The following is a 24105-nucleotide window of genomic DNA, read 5'->3' on the forward strand; positions in this document are numbered from 1 at the left end:
GACCCCGCCTCAGTCGCAGTCGCGGCAGATCGGCTGGCCGTTCTTCTCGCGGGCCAGCTGACTGCGGTGATGGACCAGGAAGCAGCTCATGCAGGTGAACTCGTCCGCCTGCTTGGGCATCACCCGGACCGCCAACTCTTCGTTCGAGAGGTCGGCGCCAGGCAGCTCCAGTCCTTCAGCGGCCTCGAACTCGTCGACATCGACCGTGGAGGTCGACTTGTCGTTCCGCCGGGCCTTCAGCTCTTCGATGCTGTCCTCGTTGAGGTCGTCATCGGTCTTGCGTGGGGTGTCGTAATCCGTTGCCATATGCCTCTCCCCCTCTGGGTGCTTTCAGTGTCTCCAGCGCACGTAACGCGTGAGAGGCCGGACTTGTGCCCGACCTGAGGCGGAGATTTTGCCTCACATCAAGGTCTGTTACTCAATCGACACCCAATCGGACCTCTCGCGAGTGATCGACTTGGATGGCGATCCGGGACCTTACACGGTCAGAATGTCGCACTTCACGGGCGCCACCCCGTGTACTTCCCGTGATCAAGCCCCCTGGAAACCAGGACTTTCCAGCGCTTTCTCCCGGTATCCGTGATCACAGAGAGTAGATGGCCAGAAAGTCATCTCTGTGATCGATCACACATGACCTCCCGGGGTGCAGGTCCCGAAAATTCCGCGCAAAGCGAACATCCTCTGCGTGTCGGAGGGCAGGATGTCAGATCGGCAGGGTGACGCGCATCATGAGCCCTCCCCCTTCGCGCGGCTCGGCGATGATACGGCCCCCGTGGGCGCGGGCCACCGACCGGGCGATGGACAGGCCCAGGCCGACGCCCTTGTCGCTGCCGGTCCGCTCGGTCCGCAGCCGCCGGAACGGCTCGAAAATATTGTCGACCTCGTACGCGGGAACGACCGGGCCTGTGTTCGACACCATGAGCACCGCCTGACCGTGCTCTGCCGCCGTGGTCACCTCGACCCAGCCGTTCTCGGGAACGTTGTACCGGACGGCGTTCTGCACGAGGTTCAGGGCGATCCGCTCCAGCAGGACGCCATTGCCCTGGACGACGACGGGAGAGCACTCCCCGCGGATCTCCACGCCCCGCTGGTCCGCCTCGGCGTGCACCTGGTCGATGGCCCGGGAGGCGACCTCGGCGAGGTCGACCGGTTTGCGCTCCACGATCTGGTTGTCGCTGCGGGCGAGCAGCAGCAGGCCCTCCACGAGCTGTTCGCTGCGCTCGTTGGTGGCGAGCAGGGTCTTGCCGAGCTGATGCAGTTCGGGGGGCGCGGCGGGGTCCGAGAGGTGCACCTCCAGGAGGGTGCGGTTGATCGCCAGCGGGGTTCGCAGCTCGTGCGAGGCGTTGCCGACGAACCGCTGCTGGGCCGAGAAGGCCCGCTCCAGCCGCTCCAGCATGTCGTCGAAGGTGTCCGCGAGTTCCTTCAGCTCGTCGTCGGGGCCGTCCAGCTCGATACGCCGGGTCAGGTCGGAGCCGGCCACCTGGCGCGCGGTGCGCGTGATGCGGCCGAGCGGCGACAGGACACGGCCCGCCATCGCGTACCCGAAGGCGAAGGCGATCACGCTGAGGCCCAGGAGGGCCAGCAGGGAGCGGCTGAGCAGATCGTCAAGGGCCTGCTGGCGCTGGTGGTTCACACAGGCGTTCAGGGCGTTGTTGAACTCGGTCTGGCTGCTGAAGGACGACGACGCGAGGTCGGGGCACTGGGTGCTGGACACCAGGACCTTGCTGTTGGGGAGGATCTGGAACGGCAGCTCATTGCCGACGTGCACCGCCTGGGCCGCGAGCAGATAGATGATCGACAGGAGCAGGATCCCGGCGATCAGGAACATGCCGCCGTACAGCAGCGTCAACCGTATGCGGATGGTCGGCCGGAGCCACGGGAACGGCTCCGGCCGCCTCGGGTCCCAGGTGGGCTTCGGAGGCGCCGAGGGGGGCGCCGGTGTCGCGGCCACGAGGATCAGATCCGGTAACCGGAGCCGGGCACGGTGACGATCACCGCGGGCTCACCGAGCTTGCGGCGCAGGGTCATCACGGTGACCCGCACGACGTTGGTGAACGGGTCGGTGTTCTCGTCCCACGCCTTCTCCAGGAGCTGTTCCGCCGAGACGACGGCACCCTCGCTGCGCAGCAGTACCTCCAGGACGGCGAACTCCTTGGGCGCGAGTTGAACCTCCTTGCCGTCGCGGAAGACCTCGCGGCGGTTGGGGTCGAGCTTGATGCCGGCGCGCTCCAGGACGGGCGGCAGCGGCACGCTCGTACGCCGCCCGAGCGCCCGCACGCGCGCGATCAGCTCGCTGAACGCGAAGGGCTTGGGCAGATAGTCGTCGGCGCCGATCTCCAGGCCCTCGACGCGGTCGCTGACGTCGCCGGACGCGGTGAGCATCAGGACCCGGGTGGGCATGCCCAGTTCGACGATCTTGCGGCACACGTCGTCGCCGTGCACGAGGGGGAGGTCCCGGTCGAGGACGACCACGTCGTAGTCGTTCACCCCGATGCGTTCGAGGGCCGCCGCGCCGTCGTACACGACGTCGACGGCCATGGCCTCCCGGCGCAGTCCGGTGGCCACCGCATCGGCGAGCAGCTGCTCGTCCTCGACGACGAGTACGCGCACGTCGCAGTCCTTCCTGTGGCGCCCGTGCGCTTGCGGGCGCGGTCGGGCAGCTTCCGTCGGGGGTGTGAGGGCTCCATCCTGCCTCTTTCGGCCATAAACCGGCGGTAAGGCGGCGGTCGTCGAGAGTGAGCGACCGATCCGGCGGTCGGGTTGTGCCACCGGCGCATGCCCGGGAATGCGGGTCTTTCTCGCGAGGTTGAGGTTTCCGGTGAAGGGAGCGGGGGGAGGACGACCACACACCCGCGATCACGCTTTGCATGTGGCACGCCACGAGCCGCTTTTCCGCAGGGCGGCAAGAGACGTGATCGCCCCTTCCCAGGGCACACCCCCGTGCCACCGACCCACGACCCAGGACGAGGGGGCGCAACCATGGACGCATTCACCGCAGGACTGCTCCAGCGCATAAGGGCGACCGAGTCCGATCTGACCCGCGCTCGGGAGACAGGCGACGACTTCCTTGCCGAGGTCGAACAGGCCGAGCTGGACGACCTCCACCGGCTCGCCGCCGAACACGGCGTAGAGGTAGGCGCGACACGCGTCTGACAGACCAGGACCGACGAGACATACGGAAGGGGCTCCGGCTATACCGGAGCCCCTTCCGTATGCCGGCTCCACCTACCGTCCGGCACGAGGCCGCTGGAATCTTCTCCGCCCCGACCTTCACCTGCCGCCCCGGCGCAAGGCGCGATCTTTCTGCGCGATGAGGTTGCCGACCCAGCGCATGGCGCCAAGCCTTCCTCCCGACCCTCGCCTGCCGGCCCGGCGCAAAGCGCCGGGTTTTCTCAGGGCCTCCGCTCGCCGATCCGGCGCACGGCGCCGAGTTCCTCTCCGGGCTCTCGCTTGCCGGTCCGGCGCAAGGCGCCGGAATCTTCTCCCGCCGCGACAGCGCGCGGCCACGACGGCGAGGGTCCGGCGGCATACCCGACAACCGGAACCACAGCGCACCGCACTGGTCCCGAGCCGGACGGCTAATCGTGCCAGGCGCCCAGCTCCTCCAGGCGGGCCTGGAGCGGCTCGAAGAGGCCGGGTGGTGCCGCGATGGTCAGCTCGCCCGTCGGGGGCTCACCGGGGCGTCCACCGGTCAGGGCGCCCGCCTCACGCGCGATGAGGTCACCGGCCGCGAGGTCCCAGGGGTTCAGTCCCCGCTCGTAGTAAGCGTCCAGGCGCCCCGCCGCCACATCGCACAGGTCGATCGCCGCCGACCCGCCCCTGCGGATGTCCCGCACCTGTGGGACCAACTGCCGGACGACCTCGGCCTGCCGGGCCCTGCGGTCGCTCAGATAGCCGAATCCGGTCCCGACCAGCGCCAACCCGAACGCCGGGGCGGGACGGGTGTGCACACGCGTGTCGTTGACGAAGGCGCCCCCACCGAGGACCGCGCGGTACGTCTCGCGCCGCATCGGGGCCGCCACGACTCCGACCAGCGTCTCGCCGTCCTTGCGGGCCGCGATGGACACCGACCAACTCGGCAGCCCGTACAGGTAGTTGACGGTGCCGTCGACCGGGTCGATCACCCACTCGACACCACTGCTGCCCTGGACGTCGGCGCCCTCCTCGCCCACCACGCCGTCGTGCGGCCTGCGGTCGGCCAGCAGATCGGTGATCAGCTTCTCGGACGCGATGTCCATCTCCGTGACGACATCGACGGCGCTGGTCTTGGTCGCGGCCACACCCAGGTCGGCGGGCCGGCCATCGCGCAGGAACGTGCCCGCGCGGTCCGCCGCCTCCAGGGCCAGTTCCAGCAGCTCGGCCTTCAGCCGCTCATCCGTGTCGGTCACCCTCGGCTGCTCGGTCAACGGATCTCCTCCAGGCGGTCGTACGGACTGTCGGCACCCGCGACCGCCGCTCTCGGCGCCCTCGCCGGACAGCAGCCCACCGGGCACAGGTCGTGGCTCGCGCCCAGGGAACCGAGCGCGCAGCGCTCCACCGCGCGCCCGCTCTGGGTCGCGGCGCGCTCCAGGACCAGCTCCCTGATGGCGGCGACGAACCGGGGGTCGGCACCGACGGTCGCCGAGCGGCGCACCGCAAGCCCCAACTCCGCTGCCTTGGCGGTGGCTTCGGTGTCGAGGTCGTACAGGACCTCCATGTGGTCCGACACGAACCCGATGGGCGCCATCACGACGGCGGGCACCCCGGCGCCGTGCAGCTCCTCCAGGTGGTCGCAGATATCGGGCTCCAGCCAGGGGATGTGCGGGGCGCCGGAGCGCGACTGGTAGACGAGGCGCCAGGGGTACGCGACGCCCGTGCGCTCCCGGACGGCGTCGACGATCAGCCGGGCCACGTCCAGGTGCTGCGCGACGTACGCCCCGCCGTCACCGTGGCCCTCGACCGGCCCCGAGGTGTCGGCGGCGGCCACCGGCACGGAGTGCGTCGTGAAGGCGATGTGGGCCCCCGCGCGCGCGTCGGCGGGCAGGTCCGCCAGCGAGGCGAGCAGGCCCTCGGTCATGGGCTCCAGGAAGCCGGGGTGGTTGAAGTAGTGCCGCAGCTTGTCGACGCGCGGCAGGTCGAGCCCCTCGACCTCCAGGGTCGCCAGGGCGTCGGCGAGGTTCTCGCGGTACTGCCGGCAGCCCGAGTACGAGGCGTACGCGCTCGTCGCCAGGACCAGGACACGGCGGTGGCCGTCCCGAACGATCTCGCGGAGGGTGTCCGTCAGATACGGCGCCCAGTTGCGGTTGCCCCAGTACACGGGCAGGTCCAGGCCGTGCTTCGCGAAGTCCTCGCGGAGCGCCTCCAGCAGGGCGCGGTTCTGGTCGTTGATCGGGCTGACCCCGCCGAACAGGAAGTAGTGCTGCCCCACCTCCTTGAGCCGCTCCGTGGGGATACCGCGGCCCCGCGTCACGTTCTCCAGGAACGGGACCACGTCGTCAGGGCCTTCGGGGCCGCCGAAGGAGAGCAGCAGCAGGGCGTCGTAGGGTGCGGGATCGAGCGCTTCGGACATGTTCCGATCCTGCCACCCGGGTCCGACAGCCGGGGAACCGCCATCGGACGATCGGGCCCGGTTCGGATACCGATGGCCCCTGCACTTGGGGGACCGGAAAGCGACTGCCCCTGCTCATCGCGGTCCGTAAGCTGTATCAGCCATCTTCACGCCTTACCCGGCTTCCGTGCCGAGACCCGCCAGGAGCGCCCCTTGCCCAGCCCTTACCGCGCCCTCTTCACCGCGCCCGGCACCAAGGGTTTCTCGACCGCGGGATTCCTCGGCCGGATGCCCCTGTCGATGATGGGCATCGGCGTCGTGACGATGGTGTCGCAGCTCACGGGCCGCTACGGACTCGCGGGCGCCCTGTCGGCCACCATCGCCCTGTCCGCGGCCGTGATGGGCCCCCAGATATCCCGGCTCGTCGACCGGCACGGCCAGCGCCGGGTGCTGCGCCCCGCCACCCTGGTGACCCTGGTGGCCGCCGCGGGACTGCTCCTCTCGGCGAAGTTCTCACTGCCCGACTGGACCCTGTTCGTCTTCTCGGCACTCATCGGCTGCACGCCGAGCATCGGATCGATGACCCGCGCGCGATGGGCCGCGCTCTACCGGGACACCCCGCAACTGCACACGGCGTACGCGTTCGAGTCCGTGATCGACGAGATCTGCTTCATCTTCGGCCCGATCGTCTCGATCGGTCTGTCAACAGTCTGGTTCCCGGAGGCGGGGCCCCTGCTCGCCGCGGTCTTCCTCGGCATCGGCGTCTTCTGGCTGACCGCGCAGCGCGCCACCGAACCCGTGCCGCACCCGCGCGAACAGCACACCGGCGGCTCGGCGCTGCGGGCTGCCGGGCTCCAGGTGCTGGTGGCGACCTTCGTGGCGACCGGCGCGATCTTCGGGGCCGTGGACGTCGTGACGGTGGCCTTCGCGGACGAGCAGGGCCACAAGGCCGCCGCGAGCATCGTCCTCGCGCTGTACGCGGCGGGCTCCTGCACGGCGGGCGTCGTTTTCGGGCTGCTGCACTTCAAGGGCGAGCCCGCGCGCAGGTTCCTGCTGGGTGTCTGTGCGATGGGCGTGAGTATGATCCCGCTTCAACTGGTCGGGAACCTGCCCATCCTGGCCGTGGCGCTGTTCGTGGCGGGCCTGGCCATAGCACCCACGATGATCACGACGATGGCCCTCGTCGAACAGCACGTACCCCGCGCGAAGCTGACCGAAGGCATGACCTGGACGAGTACGGGACTCGCGGTCGGCGTCGCGCTCGGCTCCTCCGCGGCCGGCTGGGTGATCGACGCGGCCGGGGCGAAGGCGGGGTACGTGGTACCGGCGGTGTCCGGTGCCGTCGCGGTCGTGGTCGGTTTCCTGGGGTACCGCCGGCTGAAGCAGCCGGTGCCGCAGCGGGGAGGGGTCCTCAAGGATGACGGCAGCAAAGGCGACGGGGACGGCGGGGACGACGAGCGGGAACAGCGCCGCGTGGCGTAACTGGGCGGGGAACGTCACCGCGCGTCCGGTACGGGAGGTCACTCCCGCATCGGTCGAGGAACTGTCCGCCGCCGTACGGAAGGCCGCCGCCGACGGCCTCAAGGTGAAGGCCGTCGGTACGGGTCACTCGTTCACGGCGGTGGCGGCGACCGACGGCGTCCTGATCCGCCCGCAACTCCTCACGGGCATCCGCGGGATCGACCGTACGGCGGGCACCGTGACCGTCGAGGCCGGCACCCCGCTGAAGCGGCTGAACCTCGCCCTCGCGCGCGAGGGCCTCTCGCTCGCCAACATGGGCGACATCATGGAGCAGACCGTCTCGGGGGCCACCAGCACCGGCACCCACGGCACCGGACGCGACTCGGCCTCCATAGCCGCGCAGATCCGCGGCCTGGAACTGGTCACCGCGGACGGCTCGGTCCTCACCTGCTCCGAGAAGGAGAACCCCGACGTCTTCGCGGCGGCCCGCATCGGCCTGGGCGCCCTGGGCGTCGTCACCGCGATCACCCTCGCCGTCGAACCGGTCTTCCTGCTCACCGCGCGCGAGGAGCCGATGACCTTCGACCGGGTCACGGCGGACTTCGACGAACTGTTCACCGAGAACGAGCACTTCGAGTTCTACTGGTTCCCGCACACCGGCAACTGCAACACCAAGCGCAACAACCGCAGCGCGGGTCCGGCGCGGCCCGTGAACGCGGTCAGCGGCTGGATCGAGGACGAGTTCCTCTCCAACGGCCTCTTCCAGGCGGTCAACACGCTCGGCCGCGCCCTGCCCGCGACCATCCCCGCCGTCGCCAAGATCTCCAGCCGCGCCCTGTCCGCCCGCACCTACACGGACATTCCCTACAAGGTCTTCACGAGTCCGCGCCGCGTGCGCTTCATGGAGATGGAATACGCCCTCCCGCGCGCGGAACTCGTCAGCGCGCTAAGGGAACTGCGGACCATGGTGGAGCGTTCCGATCTACGGGTGAGCTTCCCCGTGGAGGTCCGCACGGCACCCGCGGACGACATCACCCTGTCCACGGCCTCGGACCGGGAGAGCGGCTACATCGCGGTGCACATGTACCGGGGCACGCCGTATCAGGCGTACTTCACGGCCGCCGAGCGGATCTTCACGGCGCACGGCGGGCGCCCTCACTGGGGCAAGGTGCACACGCGTGACGCGGAGTACTTCTCCCGGGTCTATCCCCGCTTCGGCGAGTTCACCGCGCTGCGCGACCGCCTGGACCCGGACCGGCTGTTCGGCAACGACTATCTGCGGCGCGTACTGGGCGACTGACCGTCACGGTCGGCCCCCACGGTTGACGCTCACGGTTGACCGTCACGGTGCAAGGGTGGCGCCCTGCTGCTGCGGGGTGTCCGGGGTGCCGTTGCCCGGTGCCGACGGGGTGGGGCTCGTCGCGGGCGGAGAGGTGCCGCGGTCCCCGGATCCCGAGCTGCCGGATCCCGAACCGGAACCTGAACCGCTCTGCGCGGGGCTCGACTTGGACGGGTTGCCCTGGTCCTGCCCGTCGTTCCCCGCACCCCCCGTACCCGTACCCGCCCCCGTACCGTCCGAAGGCGACCCGTCGGACGAGCCCGTACCGGAAGCGCCGCCGTCCCCGGAAGGCGACCGGGACGGGTCCGTCGACGGTGAAGGGGTGCCGTCCGGACCGGACTTGCCGCGCTGGCCGGTGAACGCGTCCCCTATGGTCGTGCCCTTCGAACCGCCGTCGAAGGGCTCCCCCGCGACCAGTTCGTAGGTCGTGATGCCCCCCATGGTGACGCCGAACACCAGCCCCGCGGCGACCAGGGGACGCTTCCAACCGCTCCAACCGCGCACCCGCGCGCGATAGACGGTCCCCTCGCTGAACCCGTCTTCGGTCACCGGCACTTGGCGGGCCCCGGGCTTCGTCTGCACCGCCGCATCACGTATCTGCTCGCCGGTGCGCTTGAAGAAGTGCTGGAAGACCGAGCCTCCGCAGGTGGCGACCGCGCTCACCAGGCCGGCGCCGAGGATCGTCCCGTACACCCCGACGTTCGAGGCGAGTTTGGCGGCCACGACTGCGGCGACCGCGCTTCCGGCGACCTGGGGGACGCTCAGATCGAGCCTTTTCCTTCCCCTGTTTTCGGCCGTATCGGACCCCTCGTCCGGGCTCGTACGCACCTGTTCACCCACAACCGGCTTCTCGCCCATCTTCGAACCTTGCCTGCCTTCCACGAACTTCTTGTACTTTTCTTACCCATCTCTGACTTAAGCGGTCCTACTCGACCGACTGCACGAGAAAGGGACGTACATGCGAAGTGAATAGTTCCGTTTCGGGGGATTCCGTGAAGTGCGCCACCTCGTGACACTTCACGCCGGCGCACTTTCCTCACTTTTCGGACCAACCGCTCCGCCAACTCCCGCCCCCCAGAAGAAGTTCGGCGGCGTGCCGGGCCACCCGGGTGGCCCGAATGGAGTACTGTTGCGAGCCCTGGGGCCGGTCTCCCACCAGGGCGTCCGGTGCCTGCCAGACCACCGGGAGGGAGTCCGTCGCACAGGGTGACCACGTCGGTCACTCAGCGTTGCGAACTGGTAACCGTGCCATAACGGCCATCCAGGGCGCTTGCCCGACACGCCGGGCAACTCGGCAAGGTTGTGGCAGGCTGCACCCGGGCAGGCCACACTCGACTAGCGGAAGCAGCGACGCACGTGACGTCGGCAGGCACCACCCGGGAGGTCCCCATGCCCGAACTGCGTGTCGTGGCCGTCTCCAATGACGGCACACGGCTGGTGCTGAAGGCTGCGGACAGCACGGAGTACACGCTTCCGATTGACGAGCGGCTCCGCGCCGCCGTGCGCGGCGACCGTCCCCGCCTCGGCCAGATCGAGATCGAGGTCGAGAGCCACCTCCGCCCCCGCGACATCCAGGCACGGATACGGGCCGGCGCCAGCGCGGAAGAAGTCGCCCAGCTCGCCGGTATCCCCGTCGACCGCGTGCGTCGCTTCGAGGGCCCCGTCCTCGCCGAGCGCGCCTTCATGGCCGAGCGCGCCCGCAAGACCCCGGTGCGCCGCCCCGGTGAGAACGCGGGACCCCAACTCGGCGAGGCCGTCCAGGAACGGCTGTTGCTGCGCGGTGCCGAGAAGGACAGCGTCCAGTGGGACTCCTGGCGCCGCGACGACGGCACCTGGGAAGTCCTCCTCGTCTACCTCGTCGCGGGCGAACCGCACGCCGCGAGCTGGACGTACGACCCGCCGCGCCGGCTCGTCCAGGCCGTCGACGACGAGGCACGCTCCCTCATCGGTGAGTCCGACGACATCACGACGCCCGAGCCGAGCTTTCCTTTCGTGCCCAGGATCGCCCGACTGCCCCGGGACCGGCCCTTGGACCGCGCCCTGGACCGGCAGTCCGAGCGACCGGGACTGCCGCCCGTGCCCGAGACCGTCGACGAGGGCGCCGGCGACCGCGACTCGCTCACCAGCCTCCTCGAAGCCGTCCCGAGCTTCCGCGGCGACATGGTCGTACCGGAACGCCCGGCAACAACCGAACGGCCCCCGGAAGAGCCCGAAACGGAACCCGAGCCGGAGGAGCCGCCGGCCCCTGCGGCGTCCGCCGGGTCCGCGTACGCCGATGTGCTGATGCCGCGCTCCGTCACCAGCCACCGGGACCGGCTCGTCGGGGCCACCGACCGGCAGGCCGAGGCCGACGGGGTCCGCCCCGGCCGCCGCGCCGCGGTGCCCAGTTGGGACGAGATCGTCTTCGGCACACGCCGTAAGAAGCAGGACTGAACAGGCCCGCACCTTGAAGGTGCGGGCCTGTTGTTTCAGCACTGGTTCAGCGTTGGTTCAGCTGCGACTCACTGAGGGTCGGCGCCCGTCGCCACCGGTCGGGTGTCGTCCGCGCTCCACTCCGACCAGGACCCCACGTACAGCGCCGCCGGAATCCCCGCCACCGCCAGGGCGAGTACCTCGTGCGCGCCGGAGACACCCGAACCGCAGTACACGCCCACCGTCGAACTGTCCGACGCACCCAGGGACTTGAAGCGGGTGGCCAGTTCACCGGCGGACCGGAAGCGGCCGTCCTCGGCGACGTTCTCCGTCGTCGGCGCCGACACCGCACCCGGAATGTGCCCGCCGACCCGGTCGATCGGCTCGACCTCGCCCCGGTACCGCTCCCCCGCGCGCGCATCCAGCAGAAGCCCCGAACGCGCCAGTGCGGCAGCGCCGTCCGCGTCCAGAAGCGGAACCGCCCCGGGCGCGGGCTCGAAGCTGCCGGGCGCCGGATGCGGAACCTCCGCGTCGAGCGGTCCCGACCAGCCGCCGAGCCCGCCGTCGAGCACCCGTACCGAAGGGTGGCCGGTCCAGCGCAGCAGCCACCACGCGCGCGCGGCGGCCCAGTTCTGTCCACCGTCGTACACCACGACGGCACGGTCCGCCGAGACGCCCGCCGCGCGCATCGCGGCGCCGAAGACCGCGAGATCCGGCAGCGGATGCCGGCCACCTGATCCCGACGGGCCCGCCAACTCGCTGTCCAGGTCGACGAAAACCGCACCTGGAATGTGAGCCTCCGCATAAGCGGAACGGAGCGTGGGGCCATGGAGCTGCCAGCGGACATCAAGAAGGACCGGCGGGGTCGGGCCCGCCAATTCGCTCGCGAGTTCGGATGCGGAGATGATGGCGTTCATGACCCCCATCCTCGCGCACCGGCCGACCGGGAACCCCGGGCCCGGCCCGTGCGTCCCTCCGAGCATGGCCGAGCACACGCTGTACGGAGCCGCGCACGCGGTGTACAACTGATCGACGTCCACGATGGGCCGAGGAGAGAGTGACGATGACCGAGGCACGGCAGTCGGCCGGCCCGCACAACGGCGTGGAGCAGACCCGGAGCACACCGGCGCGAAGGGGGCGCACACCAGGCACACCCAGCTGGGTCAGCCTGCTGGTGCACGGGATGCCCGCGGCTCAGGAGTTCTACGGGGCGCTGTTCGGCTGGGAGTTCCGGCCGGGCCCCCAGCAGTTGGGTCCCTATGTGCGGGCCCTGCTCGACGGCCAGGAGGTGGCGGGTATCGGCCAGTTGCCGCCCGACCGCCATCTGCCCGTGGCCTGGACGCCCTACCTCGCGTCGGACGACGTGGACGTGACGGCGGAGACGGTGCGGCACTGCGGCGGGACGGTCGGCGTGGGGCCGCTGGACGCCCCGGAGGCCGGCCGGATGGCCATCGCGTCCGACCCCGCGGGCGCGGTGTTCGGCATCTGGCAGGCCACCGAGCACGCCGGCACGGCCCTCTCCGGGGTTCCCGGAACACCGGCCTGGAACGAGTTGATCACCCGGGACACCGCGTATGTCGCGACGTTCTACCGGTATGTGTTCGGCTACACCGAGGAGGCCCTCGACCCGGCGGACGCCGACTACCTGACCCTGCTCGTGGACGGGCGCCCGGTGGCCGCCGTGCACGGCGTCGGCAGCGCCCTGCCGCGCGACCGGGGCGCGTACTGGATGACGCACTTCGAGGTCGCCGACGTGGACGAGGCGGCGGCCCGGGTGACCGAACTCGGCGGCCATGTACGGACACCGCCCCACGACACGAGCCATGGGCGCACGGCGACCGTCTCGGACCCGGAGGGCGCGGTGTTCACACTCGCCCGCACCTCGGCCGCCTGACGGCACTCCCGCGCGCGGGGTGTGCCCTTACACGCCCACCATGCGGGGGTGCCGAGTTACGCGCCGCCGTCCATCACCGGCGCGTCCACCGGCAGGACATCCGGCGACAGTGCTCCCGCGCGGGCCGTCGCCGCGGTCATGCGGTGCCGGTGGTGACGGCGGCACAGAACCTCGTAACCGACCTCGTCCGCCGCGTGGTTGACGTCGCCGACGACCACCTGGGCGCCCTCCAGGACCATGCGACCGGCGACCGTACGGGCGTTGTGCGTGGCCCGCGCGCCGCACCAGCACAGGGCCTCCACCTGAAGCACCTCGACCCGGTCGGCGATCTCGACGAGCCGCTGGGAGCCGGGAAACAGTTTGGAACGGAAGTCGGTGGTGATGCCGAACGCGAAGACGTTGATGCGCAAATCGTCCACCACGCGCGCGAGCTGGTCGATCTGCGTGGGCGACAGGAACTGCGCCTCGTCCAGGATCACGTAGTCGGCGCGACCGCCCTGCGACAGCAGGTCGACCAGATACCCGTAGAAGTCGAGGTCGTCCGCGACCTCCACGGCGTCCGTGACGAGCCCCAGGCGCGAGGACAGCTTGCCCTCGCCGGCCCGGTCGTTACGTGTGAAGATCAGCCCCTGGAGGCCCCGTGCCGAGCGGTTGTGCTCGATCTGAAGAGCCAGTGTGCTCTTTCCGCAGTCCATCGTTCCGCTGAAGAACACCAGCTCGGGCATGGGGAGGTGAGCACCTTTCGGGACACGGACGCGGGACACGGAACGCGGTACGCGCGCGGGGACACGGATTCGCGCGAGGGCGGGGACGTACGGAAAGAGCTCGCGGAACCTCAGGAGCGTACTTCGAGGAGGGGTACGAGCTGCTCGACGGGGGTCATCGAGCCGTGGTTGCCGACCATGGCCGACTCCTTGGGCTCCCGCTCCGACGCGATGATCAGGACGTCGTCGCGGGCCGCCGCCACGACGTCACCGATGCGCGCGTGGACGCGTTCGTCGACGGACGGCCCGAACCAGCCCGCCGCGACGGCCTCGTCGCGCCCTGCCACCCAGAACTGCTCGCCGAGCACCTCGCGCCACACCGTGAGCACATCGGTCTCGGCGCCGGGAACCGCGTACACATGGCGTGCGCGACCCTCACCGCCCAGCAGGGCGACGCCCGCGCGCAGCTCCCAGTCCTCGTCGAAGTCGATACGGTGCCGGTCGTCGAACGGCACGTCGATCATGCCGTGGTCGGCCGTGACGTACAGGGCGCTGCGGGGCGGCAGTTGCTCGGCGAGGCGCTGCACCAGCCGGTCGACGTACATGAGCTGGCCTCGCCAGGCGTCCGAGTCGACGCCGTAACGGTGCCCTTTGCCGTCGACCTCGGCGTAGTACGTGTAGACGAGGGAGCGGTCCCCCACGGCGAGTTGCTCGGCGGCGAGGTCCATGCGGTCCTCGCCGGAGAGCCTGCCGTGGAAGGTGCCGCCGCTGAGCGCGACCTTGGTGAGCGGCGTGTTCTGGAAGTGCGGTGACGACACCTGCGCGGTGTGGACGCCCGCCTCGTCGGCGAGCTGGAAGACCGTCGGATACGGCTGCCACGCGCGCGGGTCGGTCCACGGCTGCCAGCGGAGCTGGTTCATCAGCTCACCGGTGTCCGGATCGCGCACGGTGTATCCGGGCAGGCCGTGCGCACCCGGCGGGAGCCCGGTCCCCACGGACGCGAGCGAGGTCGCGGTCGTCGCCGGATAGCCCGCCGTGATCGGGCGCCCGGTGCCGCCACGGGAGCTGCCGAGCAGGGAAGTCATGAAAGGCGCTTCGTCGGGGTGGGCCCTGAGCTGTTCCCAGCCGAGCCCATCGATCAGGAAGACGCAGTTCCGGTCGGCGGCGGTCAGCTCGGGCATCGCGGCGCGCATACCGGGCACCGCCATACCGGCGGCGAGGGTGGGAAGCAGGTCGGCGAGTGATCCACTGCCGTACTCGGGCACGGGAGCGGAGCCGACGGCCAGCGGCTCCACGTCGTCCCAGGCGGGCTGGACCATCAGCGGCCGGTGTCCGCGGTCGCCTCGGAGAGTGCCTGCGCGAACGCGAGCGTCTGCTGTACGGCGTCCGGGCCGTCCCCGGCCTCGCTGACCCGCAGACTGAGGTCGTCGGCCGTGGAGCTGCCGGTGTAGCCGTGGTCGGCCTCGCAGTTGGGGTCTCCGCAGGCGGCGGGCTCCAGGTCGATACGGGAGACGGCGCCCCAGCCGATGGTGAGGACGACCTCACGGGGCAGGGTGCCCGGTGTGTACGACTCCGGGTTGGCGACGACCCGGCTCAATACGACCGACGAGATCCGGCCAATTTTCACGGACTCCGTGGAGGTGGTGGCGTACGGCGTCGGGGACGTACCGTCCGCGGCCTGCTCGTCGGTGTGGCTGACGAGGAACCGGGTGCCGGTGAGCACGAGCACCGTGACGTGCCTGCGCACCTCGTTCGCGTCGAACGTCGTCTCCTGGTGGACCAGGTACGACCCGACGGGCTCGCCGCCCACGGCGGCCTCCACCGCCTCGGCCACGAGGGCCGGGTAGTAGCCGCTGCGCTCGATCGCCGCGCGCAGCCCCTGGGTCGAAGTACTGGTCTTGGCCATGCGGCCCATCCTACGGCCCCCGCAAGGGCGCGAAGCGACTCAGGAGGGTGCCCCCTGGACTCAGGGCGGTGCCCCTGGTGGGGGCCTAGTAGGCGGGGAGGGTGCGGGGACCGAGGTCGTCGCGCGCGGGAGGGGGCGCGAGCCGGACGGAGGCGCCGAGCACGGACAGTCCGTGCTGGGCCACCACGACCGGCTCCAGGGTCACGCCGACGACCTCCGGGTGTTCGTCGACGAGGAGGGACACGCGCTGGATCAGGTCTTCGAGCGCCGCCGTATCGGCCGGTGCGGAGCCGCGCCAGCCGAAGAGGACCGGCGCGGTCCGGATCGACCGGATGATCGACTGCGCGTCCCGGTCGGTGACCGGAATCAGCCGGTGGGCCGTGTCGCCCAGCAGCTCAGAGGGGGCTCCCGCGAGCCCGAAGGAGAGCACCGCTCCGACGACGGGGTCGATCACGGTCCGTACGACGGTGTCCACACCGCGTGGCGCCATGCCCTGCACGACGAGCCGCAGTTCGTCGGGCCTGCCGAGGGTCTCGGTCATCTCGGCGTAGGCGCGGCGCAGTTGGTCCTCGTCGGCGAGGTCGAGCCGGACACCACCGAGGTCGGCGCGGTGCCGCAGATGCGGGGCGGTCGTCTTGAGCGCCACCGGCCAGCCGAGCGCACCGGCGACCCGGACCGCCTCGTCGGGGTCGGGCGCGGGCAGCGTGGGCAGGACCGTGATCCCGTACCGTCCGAGCAGTTCACCGGTGGCGTCGGCGGCCGGCGTGAACCCGTGCGGATCACCGTCCCCGCGCGCGAGGAGCCCGTCGATCAGCTCGGCGGCCCCGCCTTTGTCCACGTCCTCGAACTCGGGCACTTTCCCGGGTTCGGCGGCATCGCGCCGCCACTGCGCGTACTTGACGGCTTCGCCGAGCGCGTGAACGGCCCGCTCGGCGGCGGGATAGGCGGGAAGCCGCACGTAAACGCTTACGTCGGCATCCACCGCCACGTCCGTCTCCGCCACGTCCGTCTCCGTCACGCCGGTCTCCGTCACGGGCACATGCCCCGCTTCTCTCGTGGGCAGCCCGCTGTCCGATGGCAGTGAAGTACCGGACGGAGGGGCAACGGGATGCACACCCGCGCGCCCTCCGGCCGATGCCTCCGGTCCCGTCCCGCTCGCCGCGGCAAGCGCCTCCGCCAATCCCCCCAACTCCACATGCACCACAGCCACGGGCTTCCCCGGATACGCCCCGGCGGCAGCCCGCAGCGCGTCGGCCAACTCCTCGTCACCGACCACACCGTCCACGCCCTCACCCACCCGGGGCATCGCGGTCACCACCACCGCGTCGGACGCCCGGTCCGCCAACGCCTCGCACAGCGCGTCATGGAAGTCCCCGGGAGTCGCCGCCGTGGTCAGATCCCGGGGCCGCAGCGGGCGCAGCCCTTCGGCGAGACACGCGTCGTACGTGAGCAGCCCCAGCGACTCGGAGTTCCCGAGGATCGCGACGCGGGGCCCGCGCGGCAGCGGCCGGCCCGCGAGCAGCAGGCCCACGTCGACCAGTTCGGTGATGGTGTCCACGCGGACGACTCCGGCCTGCCGCAGCAGCGCGGACACGGTCGCGTGCGGCAGCCGGGTCGCGGGCACGGCGTGCCCCAGGGGCGCGACACCGCTGTGCCGCGCGCCCTGCACCACGACGAGGGGTTTGGCGGCGGCGGTCCGCCGGGCGAGCCGGGTGAACTTGCGCGGGTTGCCGATGGATTCGAGGTACATGAGGGCGACATCGGTGTCCAGGTCCTCGTACCAGTACTGGAGCACGTCGTTCCCGGACACGTCGGCGCGGTTGCCCGCCGCGACGAAGGTCGACACACCCATGGCGCCGGTCACTCCCCCGCCGCGCCGGTGCAGCCGGGCGAGCAGGGCGATACCGATGGCGCCGGACTGGGCGAACAGGCCGATCCGTCCCGCGCGCGGCAACTCGGGCGCGAGGGACGCGTTGAGGAGGATCCCAGGGGCGGTGTTGATCACGCCGAAGGCATTGGGACCGATGAGGCGCATGCCGTAGGAGCGGACCTGGCGTACCAGTGCGCGCTGCCGTTCCCTGCCCCCGTCGCCGCTCTCCGCGTATCCGGCGGAGATCACGACGAGCCCCCGCACCCCGTGCGCCCCGCACGCGTCGACGGCCTCGGGCACCTGCGGCGCGGGCACGGCGACCACGGCGAGGTCGACGCTCTCCGGGATCTCCGGCAGCGAGCGGTGCGCGGGCACCCCGTCGAGTTCCGTGAGGTCGTCGGGAAACGCCTTGTTGACGGCGTACAGGCGCCCTGTGAAGCCGCCGGAGACGAGGTTGTTCAGGAGGCTGCGGCCGACGCCGCCGGGGGTCCGCCCCACGCCGATCACGGCGACCGATCCCGGCCGCAGCAGCCGCTGCACGGACCGTGCCTCGGCGCGCTGCTCGCGGGCGCGCTGCACGGCGACCGACGCCTCGGTGGGTTCGAGGTCGAACTCCAGGCGGACGACACCGTCCTCGAAGCTGCGCTTCTGCTGGTACCCGGCGTCCGTGAACACCTTGATCATCTTGTTGTTGGCGGGCAGTACCTCTGCGGCGAAGCGGCGGATGTCCCGTTCACGGGCGACGGCCGCGATGTGTTCGAGCAGCGCGGAGGCGACGCCACGGCCCTGGTGCGCGTCCTGGACCAGGAAGGCGACCTCCGCCTCGTCGGCGGGCGCGGTGGCGGAGAGGCCGTTCGCGTCGATGCGGTCGTAGCGTACGGTGGCGATGAACTCGCCGCCCACCGTGGCCGCGAGTCCCACCCGGTCCACGAAGTCGTGGTGGGTGAAGCGATGAACGTCCTTGTCCGACAGGCGTGGGTACGGTGCGAAGAAGCGGTAGTACTTCGACTCGTCCGAGACCTGCTCGTAGAAACTGACCAGCCGGTCGGCGTCATCAACGGTGATGGGCCTGATCCGCGCGGTGCCGCCGTCACGCAGCACCACGTCCGCCTCCCAGTGCGAGGGGTACGTATGCCGGTCGTCCGGGTTCCGCATGGGGCCAGCGTACGGGTCGCGGCACCGGAAGGTGCGGGGCAGGCTGAGGGGATCGCGAGGGCTGCCGTTCGGTGCGGTCGGCGGCCGGGTGCGGTCCCGGTGGCATCCTGGTGCGGTCCCGGTGGCGTCCGGGTTCTGCCCGGGTCGGAACGGGTCACGTCCGGCGGTATGGGACACTGGTCTAGACAACCATGAGACATCTGAAGGGCAGCATCACATGGCTGAGCGCCGCGTCAACGTCGGCTGGGCGGAGGGCCTTCACGCCCGCCCCGCCTCTATCTTCGTCCGCGCGGCCACGGCCGCCGGCGTCCCCATGACGATCGCCAAGACCGGCGGCGACCCGGTCAACGCCGGCTCCATGCTCGCGGTCCTGGGTCTGGGTGCCCAGGGCGGCGAGGAGATCGTCCTGTCCTCCGAAGCCGATGGCGCGGACGCCGCGCTCGACCGGCTCGCGAAGCTGGTCTCCGAGGGTCTTGAGGAGCTTCCCGAGACCGTCTGAGGTCCCGTGATTCGGGTGGGTGTGCGTCAATTCGGGTGGTGGTGTGCGTCGCTTCGGCGGACACCACCACTTTTCTTTGCCGCCACGTAAGCGCGCGACCCCCAACTTCGGGGCCGCGAAATATCGTGCACCCGCGAAATACGGGATACGGGAATATGGAAATAAGGGCAGCACAAAGCCGCCTCCTCGAATTTCCCTCTCTTTGTATACGGCCCCTTTGTTACTGGCAGGCGCTTGCCGTGTTTACGGCATGTTGCGAGGTCCTCACGCGGTCGCCGAGTGCGGTACGTCCCGGGAATCGCCACCGGTGTGACGGGACCGAGCGCTCCGTGTGCACGGTCATCAGTGCCCGCGCCCGCTCGCCGTCGCCCCGGGCCACCGCATCGACGATCGCGCCGTGCTCCGACCACGCGTCGGCGGGGTGCGCCGAGGGCTCGACGGTGTACATCCAGGCGATCTTGTGCCTGAGCTGGGTGAGCAGCGCGGTGAGGCCCTGGCTGCCGGACGCCTGGGCCAGCGTCTCGTGGAACCAGCCGCTGAGCGAGCGCAGATCCTCGCTGGTCCCGCTCCTGGCCCGCTCCTGACCGAGCCTCACCAGGCCGCGCAACACCTTGAGATGGGCCTCCGTGCGGCGCTGTGCCGCACGCGCCGCGCCGAGCGGTTCGAGGAGCACCCGGATGTCCAGGAGGTCGGCCGCCTCCTGCTCGGTGGGCTCCGCGACACAGGCGCCCGCGTGCCGCCGGGTGACGACGAAACCCTCGGCCTCCAGGGTCCGCAGCGCCTCGCGTACGGGGACCCGCGAGACTCCGTAGCGGCGCGCGAGCACTTCTTCGGTGAGCCGGCTGCCCCGCGCGTGCGCGCCGCTGACGATGTCGTCCCGGATGGCCGTGCATACCGAGTGCGCGGGAATGCGCATGACCGGACCTCCGCCTTAATCCCCGCGAAACGCGGTCGATCGACACCTGTTCTGCGACTCTATTGCAGGGTGCCTGAATTTCCGACGGTGGACCGGATCCCGGGGATATTTTTTGGACAAGCGGGGGTGCGGAACGCCGAAAGCCCCGGCATGGGCCGGGGCTTTCGGGACGTTCTGTGGCGGTCACCGGTCAGGTCTGCGCCGGGGGGCTCGCGTCAGATCCGCGCCGGAGACTTCGCAGGTTCGCTCAGGGGCTTCGGAGGCGGGCTCCAGAAGCCGGCTTCAGAGGCTGACGCCGTGTGCCCGGAGGTACGCGACCGGGTCGAGGTCGGAGCCGTACTCCGGGCTCGTACGGGCTTCGAAGTGCAGGTGCGGTCCGGTGACGTTGCCGGTGGCGCCCGAGAGGGCTATCTGTTGGCCCGGTGTCACGGTCTGCCCGACGGAGACGCCGACGGACGACAGGTGGCCGTACTGGGTGTACGTGCCGTCGTGCATCCGGATGACGATGTTGTTGCCGTAGGCGCCGCCCCAGCCCGCTTCGACGACCGTGCCGGAGCCGACCGCGCGTACGGGGGTGCCGGAGGCGGCGTGGAAGTCGACGCCGGTGTGGCTGCCGGACGACCAGACGGAGCCGCCCGACTGGTAGCCGGTCGACACGTACGAACCGGCGATCGGGGTCACATAGGCGGTCAGTCGCTTGCGCTCGGCCTCACGCGCGGCGCGCTGCTTGGCCTCGCGTTCCTTCTTGGCCTTCGCCTCGGCCTTGCGCTTCTCCTCGGCGGCTGTCTTCTTCGCCTCGGCCTCCGCCTGACGCTTGGCGGCGGCCTCGTCGGCCGCCTGACGCTGGGCCGCGGCCTGCTCGTCGATCTTCTCGGCGAGCGAGGTGCCGATGGCGACGGCCTGGGTGAGGCCGGTGTCAGCGGGAAGGGAGTCGTCGGCGGCGAGTGCGGGGGCGGCGAGGCTCCCGATGACGCCGGTGGTGGTGAGGGCGGCGACGCCGGCCACGCTCACGGTGGTGCGGGTGAGACGGCTGGGACGGCGGTGCTTCCCGGTGGCACGGCGAGTGCCGGTGGCGCGAGTGAACGCCATGAAGTGGCTGATCCTTTCCTTCCTTCTCGCCTACCGGGTTAGCTGACGGGTTCGGAGCAGGAAGGTCTCCTACGGGCCCCCTGCGCGCGTGCGCGCGCCGGGCGTCCGATTCACCCCGGGGGACATGGTGTGGGTCCCCGGCTCCCCTGGCTCGCGCCGTACGGGGACTCGGCGATGACTGTCCGGTGCCACGGCCGTGGCGTACTGCCCGACGAACAGCCGGACCGACGCTAAAGGGGACATCTGCCAATCAACAAACGGATCACCGCTTTTGTAGCGCATGCCACAGGTCAGACACCAACGTCCTTGCCATTTCGGACATATGAGGACCCCGAGGACCCCGAGGACCCCGGTGGCTCGGGAGTCGCCTCGGGAGTCATCAGGGTCCTCACGCGCGCGGTACGCCGATCAGCCGTGGACGACGGTGACTTCGCCGATACCGAGGGCCTTGACGGGCTCCTCGATCTCGGACGCGTCCCCCACCAGCACGGTCACGAGCCGGTCCACCGGGAACGCGTTGACGACGGCCGCCGTCGCTTCCACGGTGCCCGTCGCGGCGAGCCGGTGGTACAACTCCGCCTGGAAGTCGTCCGGGAGGTGCTGCTCGACCTGGTCGGCCAGCGTGCCCGCGACGGACGCCGCCATCTCGTACTTGAGCGGCGCGACGCCCACCAGGTTCTGCACGGCGACATCCCGCTCCGCGTCCGTGAGCCCCTCGTCGGCGAGGGTGCGCAGCACCTTCCACAGGTCGTCGAGCGCGGGGCCGGTGGACGGCGTGTCCACGGAGCCGGAGATGGCGAGCATCGCCGCGCCCGTGCCGTCCGCCGCGGAACGCAGCACCTGGCTGAACGCGCGCACGCCGTAGGTGTAGCCCTTCTCCTCGCGCAGGACGCGGTCCAGGCGCGAGGTGAGGGTGCCGCCCAGGCAGTACGTACCGAGGACCTGCGCGGGCCATACGCGGTCGTGCCGGTCCGCGCCGACGCGCCCGATGAGGAGCTGCGTCTGCACGGCGCCGGGCCGGTCCACGATGATCACACGGCCGGTGTCGTCGGCGGTCACCGGCGGCATGGGACGCGGCTGCGCGGTGCCGCCCGTCCAGGCGCCGAGGGTGTCCGCGAGAACCGCGTCCACATCGGTGCCCGCGAGGTCGCCCACGACCACCGCGGTGGCTGTCGCGGGGCGTACGTGCTTCTCGTAGAAGGCGCGGACGGCGGCCGAGTCGATCGCGGCGACGGTCTCCTCGGTGCCCTGGCGCGGACGCGACATGCGCAAGGCCGCCGGGAACAGTTCCTTGGAGAGTTCCTTCGCGGCCCGCCGGGCCGGGTTGGCGGTCTCGTGCGGGATCTCGTCCAGGCGGTTGCGGACGAGCCGCTCGACCTCGCTGTCGGCGAACGCGGGCGCGCGCAGGGCGTCCGCGAGCAGCCCGAGTGCCTTCGGCAGTCGGGAGACGGGGACTTCGAGGGACAGGCGTACGCCCGGGTGGTCGGCGTGCGCGTCGAGCGTCGCGCCGCAGCGCTCCAGCTCGGCGGCGAAGTCCTCGGCCGAGTGCTTGTCGGTGCCCTCGGAGAAGGCCCGCGCCATGATCGTACCGACGCCGTCGAGCCCGCTCGGCTCGGCGTCCAGCGGGCTGTCGAGCAGCACCTCGACGGCGATGACCTGCTGGCCGGGGCGGTCGCAGCGCAGGACCGTCAGGCCGTTGCCGAGGGTCCCGCGCGTGGGGGCCGGGAAGGCCCACGGCTTGGCCTCGCCGGCCTGCGGCTGGGGGTGGAATTCCATGGTCACGGTGGGCTGGGCCTCGGTCACTTGGCCGCCTCCTCTGCGGTCTGGTCGGTGTCGCCGGCGTTCTGGCCAGTCGCCTCTGTGGCCTCTGTGGCCTCAGCGGCCTCTGTGGCCTCTGTGGCCTCAGCGGCCTCTGTGGCCTCTGTGGCCTCAGCGGCCTCTGTGGCCTCTGTGGACTCGGTGGCCTCTGTGGGCTCGTAGACCAGCACCGCGCGGTTGTCGGGGCGCAGACGGGCCTTCGCGACCGCCTGGACCTCGTCCACGGTGATGTCCAGGACCCGCTCGACGGCCGTCAGGGCGAGCTGCGGGTCGCCGAACAGGACCGCGAACCGGCACAGTTCGTTCGCGCGTCCGGAGACCGTGCCCAGCCGGTCCAGCCACTCGCGCTCCAACTGGGCCTGCGCACGCTCCATTTCCTCGGGCGTCGGGCCTTCGGCGGCGAAGCGGGCCAGCTCCTCGTCCACGGCGGCCTCGATGACGGGGACCTCCACGTCGGCGGAGGTCTTCACGTCCAGCCAGCCGAGGGACGGCGCGCCCGCGAGGCGCAGCAGCCCGAACCCGGCCGCCACGGCGGTACGGTCACGGCGTACCAGGCGGTTGTAGATACGCGAGGAGTCGCCGCCGCCGAGGAGGGTGAGCGCCAGGTCGGCCGCGTCGCACGCGCGCGTACCGTCCTCCGGCAGCCGGTAGGCGGCCATCAACGCGCGCGAGGGGACCTCTTCCTCGACGACCTCGCGCAGTTCCTCGCCGACGATGTCGGGCAGACCGCCGTCGCGCGGGGCGGGCTTGCCGTCATGGACGGGGATCGAGCCGAAGTACTTCTCGATCCAGGCGAGCGTCTGCTCCGGGTCGATGTCCCCGACGACCGACAGGACGGCGTTGTCCGGCGCGTAGTACGTGCGGAAGAAGGCCCGCGCGTCGTCCAGGGTCGCCGCGTCCAGGTCGGCCATGGAACCGATCGGCGTGTGGTGGTAGGGATGCCCCTGCGGGAACGAGAGCGCGGTCAGCTTCTCGAACGCGGTGCCGTAGGGCACGTTGTCGTAGCTCTGGCGGCGTTCGTTCTTGACGACGGCCCGCTGGTTGTCCAGGGACTCCAGGTCGAGCGCGTCGAGCAAGGAGCCCATGCGGTCGGCCTCCAGCCACAGCGCGAGCTCCAGCTGGTGCGTGGGCATGGTCTCGAAGTAGTTGGTGCGCTCGAAGCTGGTGGTGCCGTTCAGCGAGCCTCCGGCACCCTGCACCAGCTCGAAGTGACCGTTGCCGTGCACCTGGCGCGAGCCCCTGAACATCAGGTGCTCGAAAAGGTGAGCAAGGCCGGTGCGTCCCTTGACCTCGTGGCGCGAGCCGACGTCGTACCAGAGGCAGACCGCGGCGACCGGGGTCAGGTGGTCCTCGGAAAGCACCACGCGCAGGCCGTTGGCCAGGCGGTGCTCGGTCGCTGTCAGGCCGCCGGAACCGGCCTGGGTGGCCGTGTGACCCATGGGCATGTACGTCCCTTCGATCGCGAAAACTCAAGATTGCGTGCCAGTCCTGCCACTGTATGCAAGCGTGCTGACA

General features: G+C 70.7%; 21 protein-coding genes and 1 riboswitch. Of the genes, 6 read left to right on the forward strand and 15 right to left on the reverse strand.

The genetic code is table 11. The features are described 5' to 3' along the window. Nucleotides 1-9: 9 nt before the first annotated feature. The 3 genes from ACFVT5_RS19745 to ACFVT5_RS19755 form a co-directional block, all read right to left on the reverse strand. Nucleotides 10-306, reverse strand: a complete 297-nt coding sequence (locus ACFVT5_RS19745) for a DUF4193 domain-containing protein (protein WP_389889081.1) — start codon at nt 304-306, stop codon at nt 10-12. 397 nt (nt 307-703) lie between these two features. Further along, on the reverse strand, nt 704-1951 hold the full coding sequence (locus tag ACFVT5_RS19750; RefSeq protein WP_389889084.1) for a sensor histidine kinase: 1248 nt from the start codon (nt 1949-1951) through the stop codon (nt 704-706). Between the two features lie 5 nt (nt 1952-1956). Then, a complete protein-coding gene (locus ACFVT5_RS19755; protein WP_389889087.1) occupies nt 1957-2610 on the reverse strand; it encodes a response regulator transcription factor in 654 nt (217 codons plus the stop codon). A 369-nt stretch (nt 2611-2979) separates the two neighbouring features. Between ACFVT5_RS19755 and ACFVT5_RS19760 the strand changes: the two genes are divergently transcribed. After that, nucleotides 2980-3153 (forward strand): hypothetical protein, encoded by a 174-nt coding sequence (locus ACFVT5_RS19760; protein ID WP_167459062.1) that lies wholly within the window; start codon nt 2980-2982, stop codon nt 3151-3153. 425 nt (nt 3154-3578) lie between these two features. On the opposite strand, the gene ACFVT5_RS19765 is transcribed toward ACFVT5_RS19760, so the two are convergent. Next, nucleotides 3579-4406, reverse strand: a complete 828-nt coding sequence (locus tag ACFVT5_RS19765; protein ID WP_389889090.1) for an inositol monophosphatase family protein — start codon at nt 4404-4406, stop codon at nt 3579-3581. Continuing rightward, on the reverse strand, nt 4403-5548 hold the full coding sequence (locus ACFVT5_RS19770; RefSeq protein ID WP_389889093.1) for a ferrochelatase: 1146 nt from the start codon (nt 5546-5548) through the stop codon (nt 4403-4405). Before ACFVT5_RS19770 ends, ACFVT5_RS19765 begins: the two co-directional genes overlap by 4 nt. A 192-nt stretch (nt 5549-5740) precedes the next feature. On the opposite strand from ACFVT5_RS19770, the gene ACFVT5_RS19775 reads away from it, so the two are divergent. Both ACFVT5_RS19775 and ACFVT5_RS19780 read left to right on the forward strand, forming a co-directional pair. After that, nucleotides 5741-7009 (forward strand): MFS transporter, encoded by a 1269-nt coding sequence (locus ACFVT5_RS19775; protein WP_389889096.1) that lies wholly within the window; start codon nt 5741-5743, stop codon nt 7007-7009. Then, nucleotides 6945-8288, forward strand: coding sequence for a D-arabinono-1,4-lactone oxidase (locus tag ACFVT5_RS19780; RefSeq protein ID WP_389889099.1), 1344 nt, complete (start codon nt 6945-6947; stop codon nt 8286-8288). The genes ACFVT5_RS19775 and ACFVT5_RS19780 overlap by 65 nt, the downstream gene beginning before the upstream one ends. A 42-nt stretch (nt 8289-8330) precedes the next feature. On the opposite strand, the gene ACFVT5_RS19785 is transcribed toward ACFVT5_RS19780, so the two are convergent. Further along, entirely contained in the window at nt 8331-9185 is an 855-nt protein-coding gene (locus ACFVT5_RS19785) for a hypothetical protein (RefSeq protein ID WP_389889102.1), read from the reverse strand. 531 nt (nt 9186-9716) lie between these two features. Between ACFVT5_RS19785 and sepH the strand changes: the two genes are divergently transcribed. Continuing rightward, a complete protein-coding gene (gene sepH / locus ACFVT5_RS19790) occupies nt 9717-10760 on the forward strand; it encodes a septation protein SepH (RefSeq protein WP_389889105.1) in 1044 nt (347 codons plus the stop codon). A 68-nt stretch (nt 10761-10828) separates the two neighbouring features. Here sepH and ACFVT5_RS19795 read toward each other — a convergent pair whose 3' ends face one another. Next, nucleotides 10829-11656: a sulfurtransferase gene (locus tag ACFVT5_RS19795; RefSeq protein ID WP_389889107.1), complete on the reverse strand. Its 828-nt coding sequence runs from the start codon at nt 11654-11656 to the stop codon at nt 10829-10831. A gap of 146 nt (nt 11657-11802) precedes the next feature. Between ACFVT5_RS19795 and ACFVT5_RS19800 the strand changes: the two genes are divergently transcribed. Continuing rightward, nucleotides 11803-12633 carry a VOC family protein gene (locus ACFVT5_RS19800; RefSeq protein ID WP_389889109.1) on the forward strand — a complete coding sequence of 277 codons (831 nt, stop codon included), beginning with the start codon at nt 11803-11805 and terminating at the stop codon, nt 12631-12633. A gap of 56 nt (nt 12634-12689) precedes the next feature. Here ACFVT5_RS19800 and ACFVT5_RS19805 read toward each other — a convergent pair whose 3' ends face one another. The 4 genes from ACFVT5_RS19805 to ACFVT5_RS19820 all read right to left on the reverse strand — a co-directional run bounded on the left by ACFVT5_RS19805 (nt 12690) and on the right by ACFVT5_RS19820 (nt 18268). After that, entirely contained in the window at nt 12690-13358 is a 669-nt protein-coding gene (locus ACFVT5_RS19805) for a thymidine kinase (RefSeq protein WP_389889112.1), read from the reverse strand. A 110-nt stretch (nt 13359-13468) separates the two neighbouring features. Then, the gene (locus tag ACFVT5_RS19810) at nt 13469-14656 is read right to left on the reverse strand and encodes an alkaline phosphatase family protein (protein ID WP_389889115.1); all 1188 of its coding nucleotides are present in this window, start codon (nt 14654-14656) and stop codon (nt 13469-13471) included. Beyond that, a complete protein-coding gene (locus ACFVT5_RS19815; protein ID WP_389889118.1) occupies nt 14656-15243 on the reverse strand; it encodes a DUF5998 family protein in 588 nt (195 codons plus the stop codon). Before ACFVT5_RS19815 ends, ACFVT5_RS19810 begins: the two co-directional genes overlap by 1 nt. Nucleotides 15244-15328: 85 nt before the next feature. Beyond that, nucleotides 15329-18268 (reverse strand): GNAT family N-acetyltransferase, encoded by a 2940-nt coding sequence (locus tag ACFVT5_RS19820; RefSeq protein ID WP_389889121.1) that lies wholly within the window; start codon nt 18266-18268, stop codon nt 15329-15331. Nucleotides 18269-18485: 217 nt separating this feature from the next. Here ACFVT5_RS19820 and ACFVT5_RS19825 point away from each other — a divergent pair, with 217 nt between their 5' ends. After that, the gene (locus ACFVT5_RS19825) at nt 18486-18767 is read left to right on the forward strand and encodes an HPr family phosphocarrier protein (RefSeq protein ID WP_389889124.1); all 282 of its coding nucleotides are present in this window, start codon (nt 18486-18488) and stop codon (nt 18765-18767) included. 220 nt (nt 18768-18987) lie between these two features. Here the strand turns inward: ACFVT5_RS19825 and ACFVT5_RS19830 are convergent, their stop codons facing one another. The 4 genes from ACFVT5_RS19830 to ACFVT5_RS19845 form a co-directional block, all read right to left on the reverse strand. Further along, nucleotides 18988-19683: a GntR family transcriptional regulator gene (locus ACFVT5_RS19830; protein ID WP_389889127.1), complete on the reverse strand. Its 696-nt coding sequence runs from the start codon at nt 19681-19683 to the stop codon at nt 18988-18990. 282 nt (nt 19684-19965) lie between these two features. After that, nucleotides 19966-20772, reverse strand: coding sequence for a M23 family metallopeptidase (locus ACFVT5_RS19835; RefSeq protein ID WP_389889130.1), 807 nt, complete (start codon nt 20770-20772; stop codon nt 19966-19968). A 13-nt stretch (nt 20773-20785) separates the two neighbouring features. Next, nucleotides 20786-20956, reverse strand: a riboswitch (cyclic di-AMP (ydaO/yuaA leader). 224 nt (nt 20957-21180) lie between these two features. Then, complete coding sequence (locus ACFVT5_RS19840; RefSeq protein ID WP_389889446.1) at nt 21181-22548, reverse strand: M16 family metallopeptidase; 1368 nt, start codon at nt 22546-22548, stop codon at nt 21181-21183. 23 nt (nt 22549-22571) lie between these two features. Next, nucleotides 22572-24029, reverse strand: a complete 1458-nt coding sequence (locus tag ACFVT5_RS19845; RefSeq protein WP_389889449.1) for a M16 family metallopeptidase — start codon at nt 24027-24029, stop codon at nt 22572-22574. Nucleotides 24030-24105: the final 76 nt, after the last annotated feature.

Origin of the sequence: Streptomyces sp. NPDC058001, assembly GCF_042886315.1 — a bacterium.
GTDB lineage: Bacteria > Actinomycetota > Actinomycetes > Streptomycetales > Streptomycetaceae > Streptomyces.

What these genes read in the sequence shown, in the direction of transcription:
- ACFVT5_RS19795 (WP_389889107.1), bottom strand. Translation starts at nt 11,656, where the DNA reads ATGAACGCCATCATCTCCGCATCCGAACTCGCGAGCGAATTGGCGGGC.
- ACFVT5_RS19780 (WP_389889099.1), top strand. Translation starts at nt 6,945, where the DNA reads ATGACGGCAGCAAAGGCGACGGGGACGGCGGGGACGACGAGCGGGAAC.
- ACFVT5_RS19770 (WP_389889093.1), bottom strand. Translation starts at nt 5,548, where the DNA reads ATGTCCGAAGCGCTCGATCCCGCACCCTACGACGCCCTGCTGCTGCTC.
- ACFVT5_RS19760 (WP_167459062.1), top strand. Translation starts at nt 2,980, where the DNA reads ATGGACGCATTCACCGCAGGACTGCTCCAGCGCATAAGGGCGACCGAG.
- ACFVT5_RS19800 (WP_389889109.1), top strand. Translation starts at nt 11,803, where the DNA reads ATGACCGAGGCACGGCAGTCGGCCGGCCCGCACAACGGCGTGGAGCAG.
- ACFVT5_RS19805 (WP_389889112.1), bottom strand. Translation starts at nt 13,358, where the DNA reads ATGCCCGAGCTGGTGTTCTTCAGCGGAACGATGGACTGCGGAAAGAGC.
- ACFVT5_RS19785 (WP_389889102.1), bottom strand. Translation starts at nt 9,185, where the DNA reads ATGGGCGAGAAGCCGGTTGTGGGTGAACAGGTGCGTACGAGCCCGGAC.
- ACFVT5_RS19840 (WP_389889446.1), bottom strand. Translation starts at nt 22,548, where the DNA reads ATGGAATTCCACCCCCAGCCGCAGGCCGGCGAGGCCAAGCCGTGGGCC.
- ACFVT5_RS19815 (WP_389889118.1), bottom strand. Translation starts at nt 15,243, where the DNA reads ATGGCCAAGACCAGTACTTCGACCCAGGGGCTGCGCGCGGCGATCGAG.
- ACFVT5_RS19830 (WP_389889127.1), bottom strand. Translation starts at nt 19,683, where the DNA reads ATGCGCATTCCCGCGCACTCGGTATGCACGGCCATCCGGGACGACATC.
- ACFVT5_RS19825 (WP_389889124.1), top strand. Translation starts at nt 18,486, where the DNA reads ATGGCTGAGCGCCGCGTCAACGTCGGCTGGGCGGAGGGCCTTCACGCC.
- sepH (WP_389889105.1), top strand. Translation starts at nt 9,717, where the DNA reads ATGCCCGAACTGCGTGTCGTGGCCGTCTCCAATGACGGCACACGGCTG.
- ACFVT5_RS19820 (WP_389889121.1), bottom strand. Translation starts at nt 18,268, where the DNA reads ATGCGGAACCCGGACGACCGGCATACGTACCCCTCGCACTGGGAGGCG.
- ACFVT5_RS19810 (WP_389889115.1), bottom strand. Translation starts at nt 14,656, where the DNA reads ATGGTCCAGCCCGCCTGGGACGACGTGGAGCCGCTGGCCGTCGGCTCC.
- ACFVT5_RS19745 (WP_389889081.1), bottom strand. Translation starts at nt 306, where the DNA reads ATGGCAACGGATTACGACACCCCACGCAAGACCGATGACGACCTCAAC.
- ACFVT5_RS19835 (WP_389889130.1), bottom strand. Translation starts at nt 20,772, where the DNA reads ATGGCGTTCACTCGCGCCACCGGCACTCGCCGTGCCACCGGGAAGCAC.
- ACFVT5_RS19845 (WP_389889449.1), bottom strand. Translation starts at nt 24,029, where the DNA reads ATGGGTCACACGGCCACCCAGGCCGGTTCCGGCGGCCTGACAGCGACC.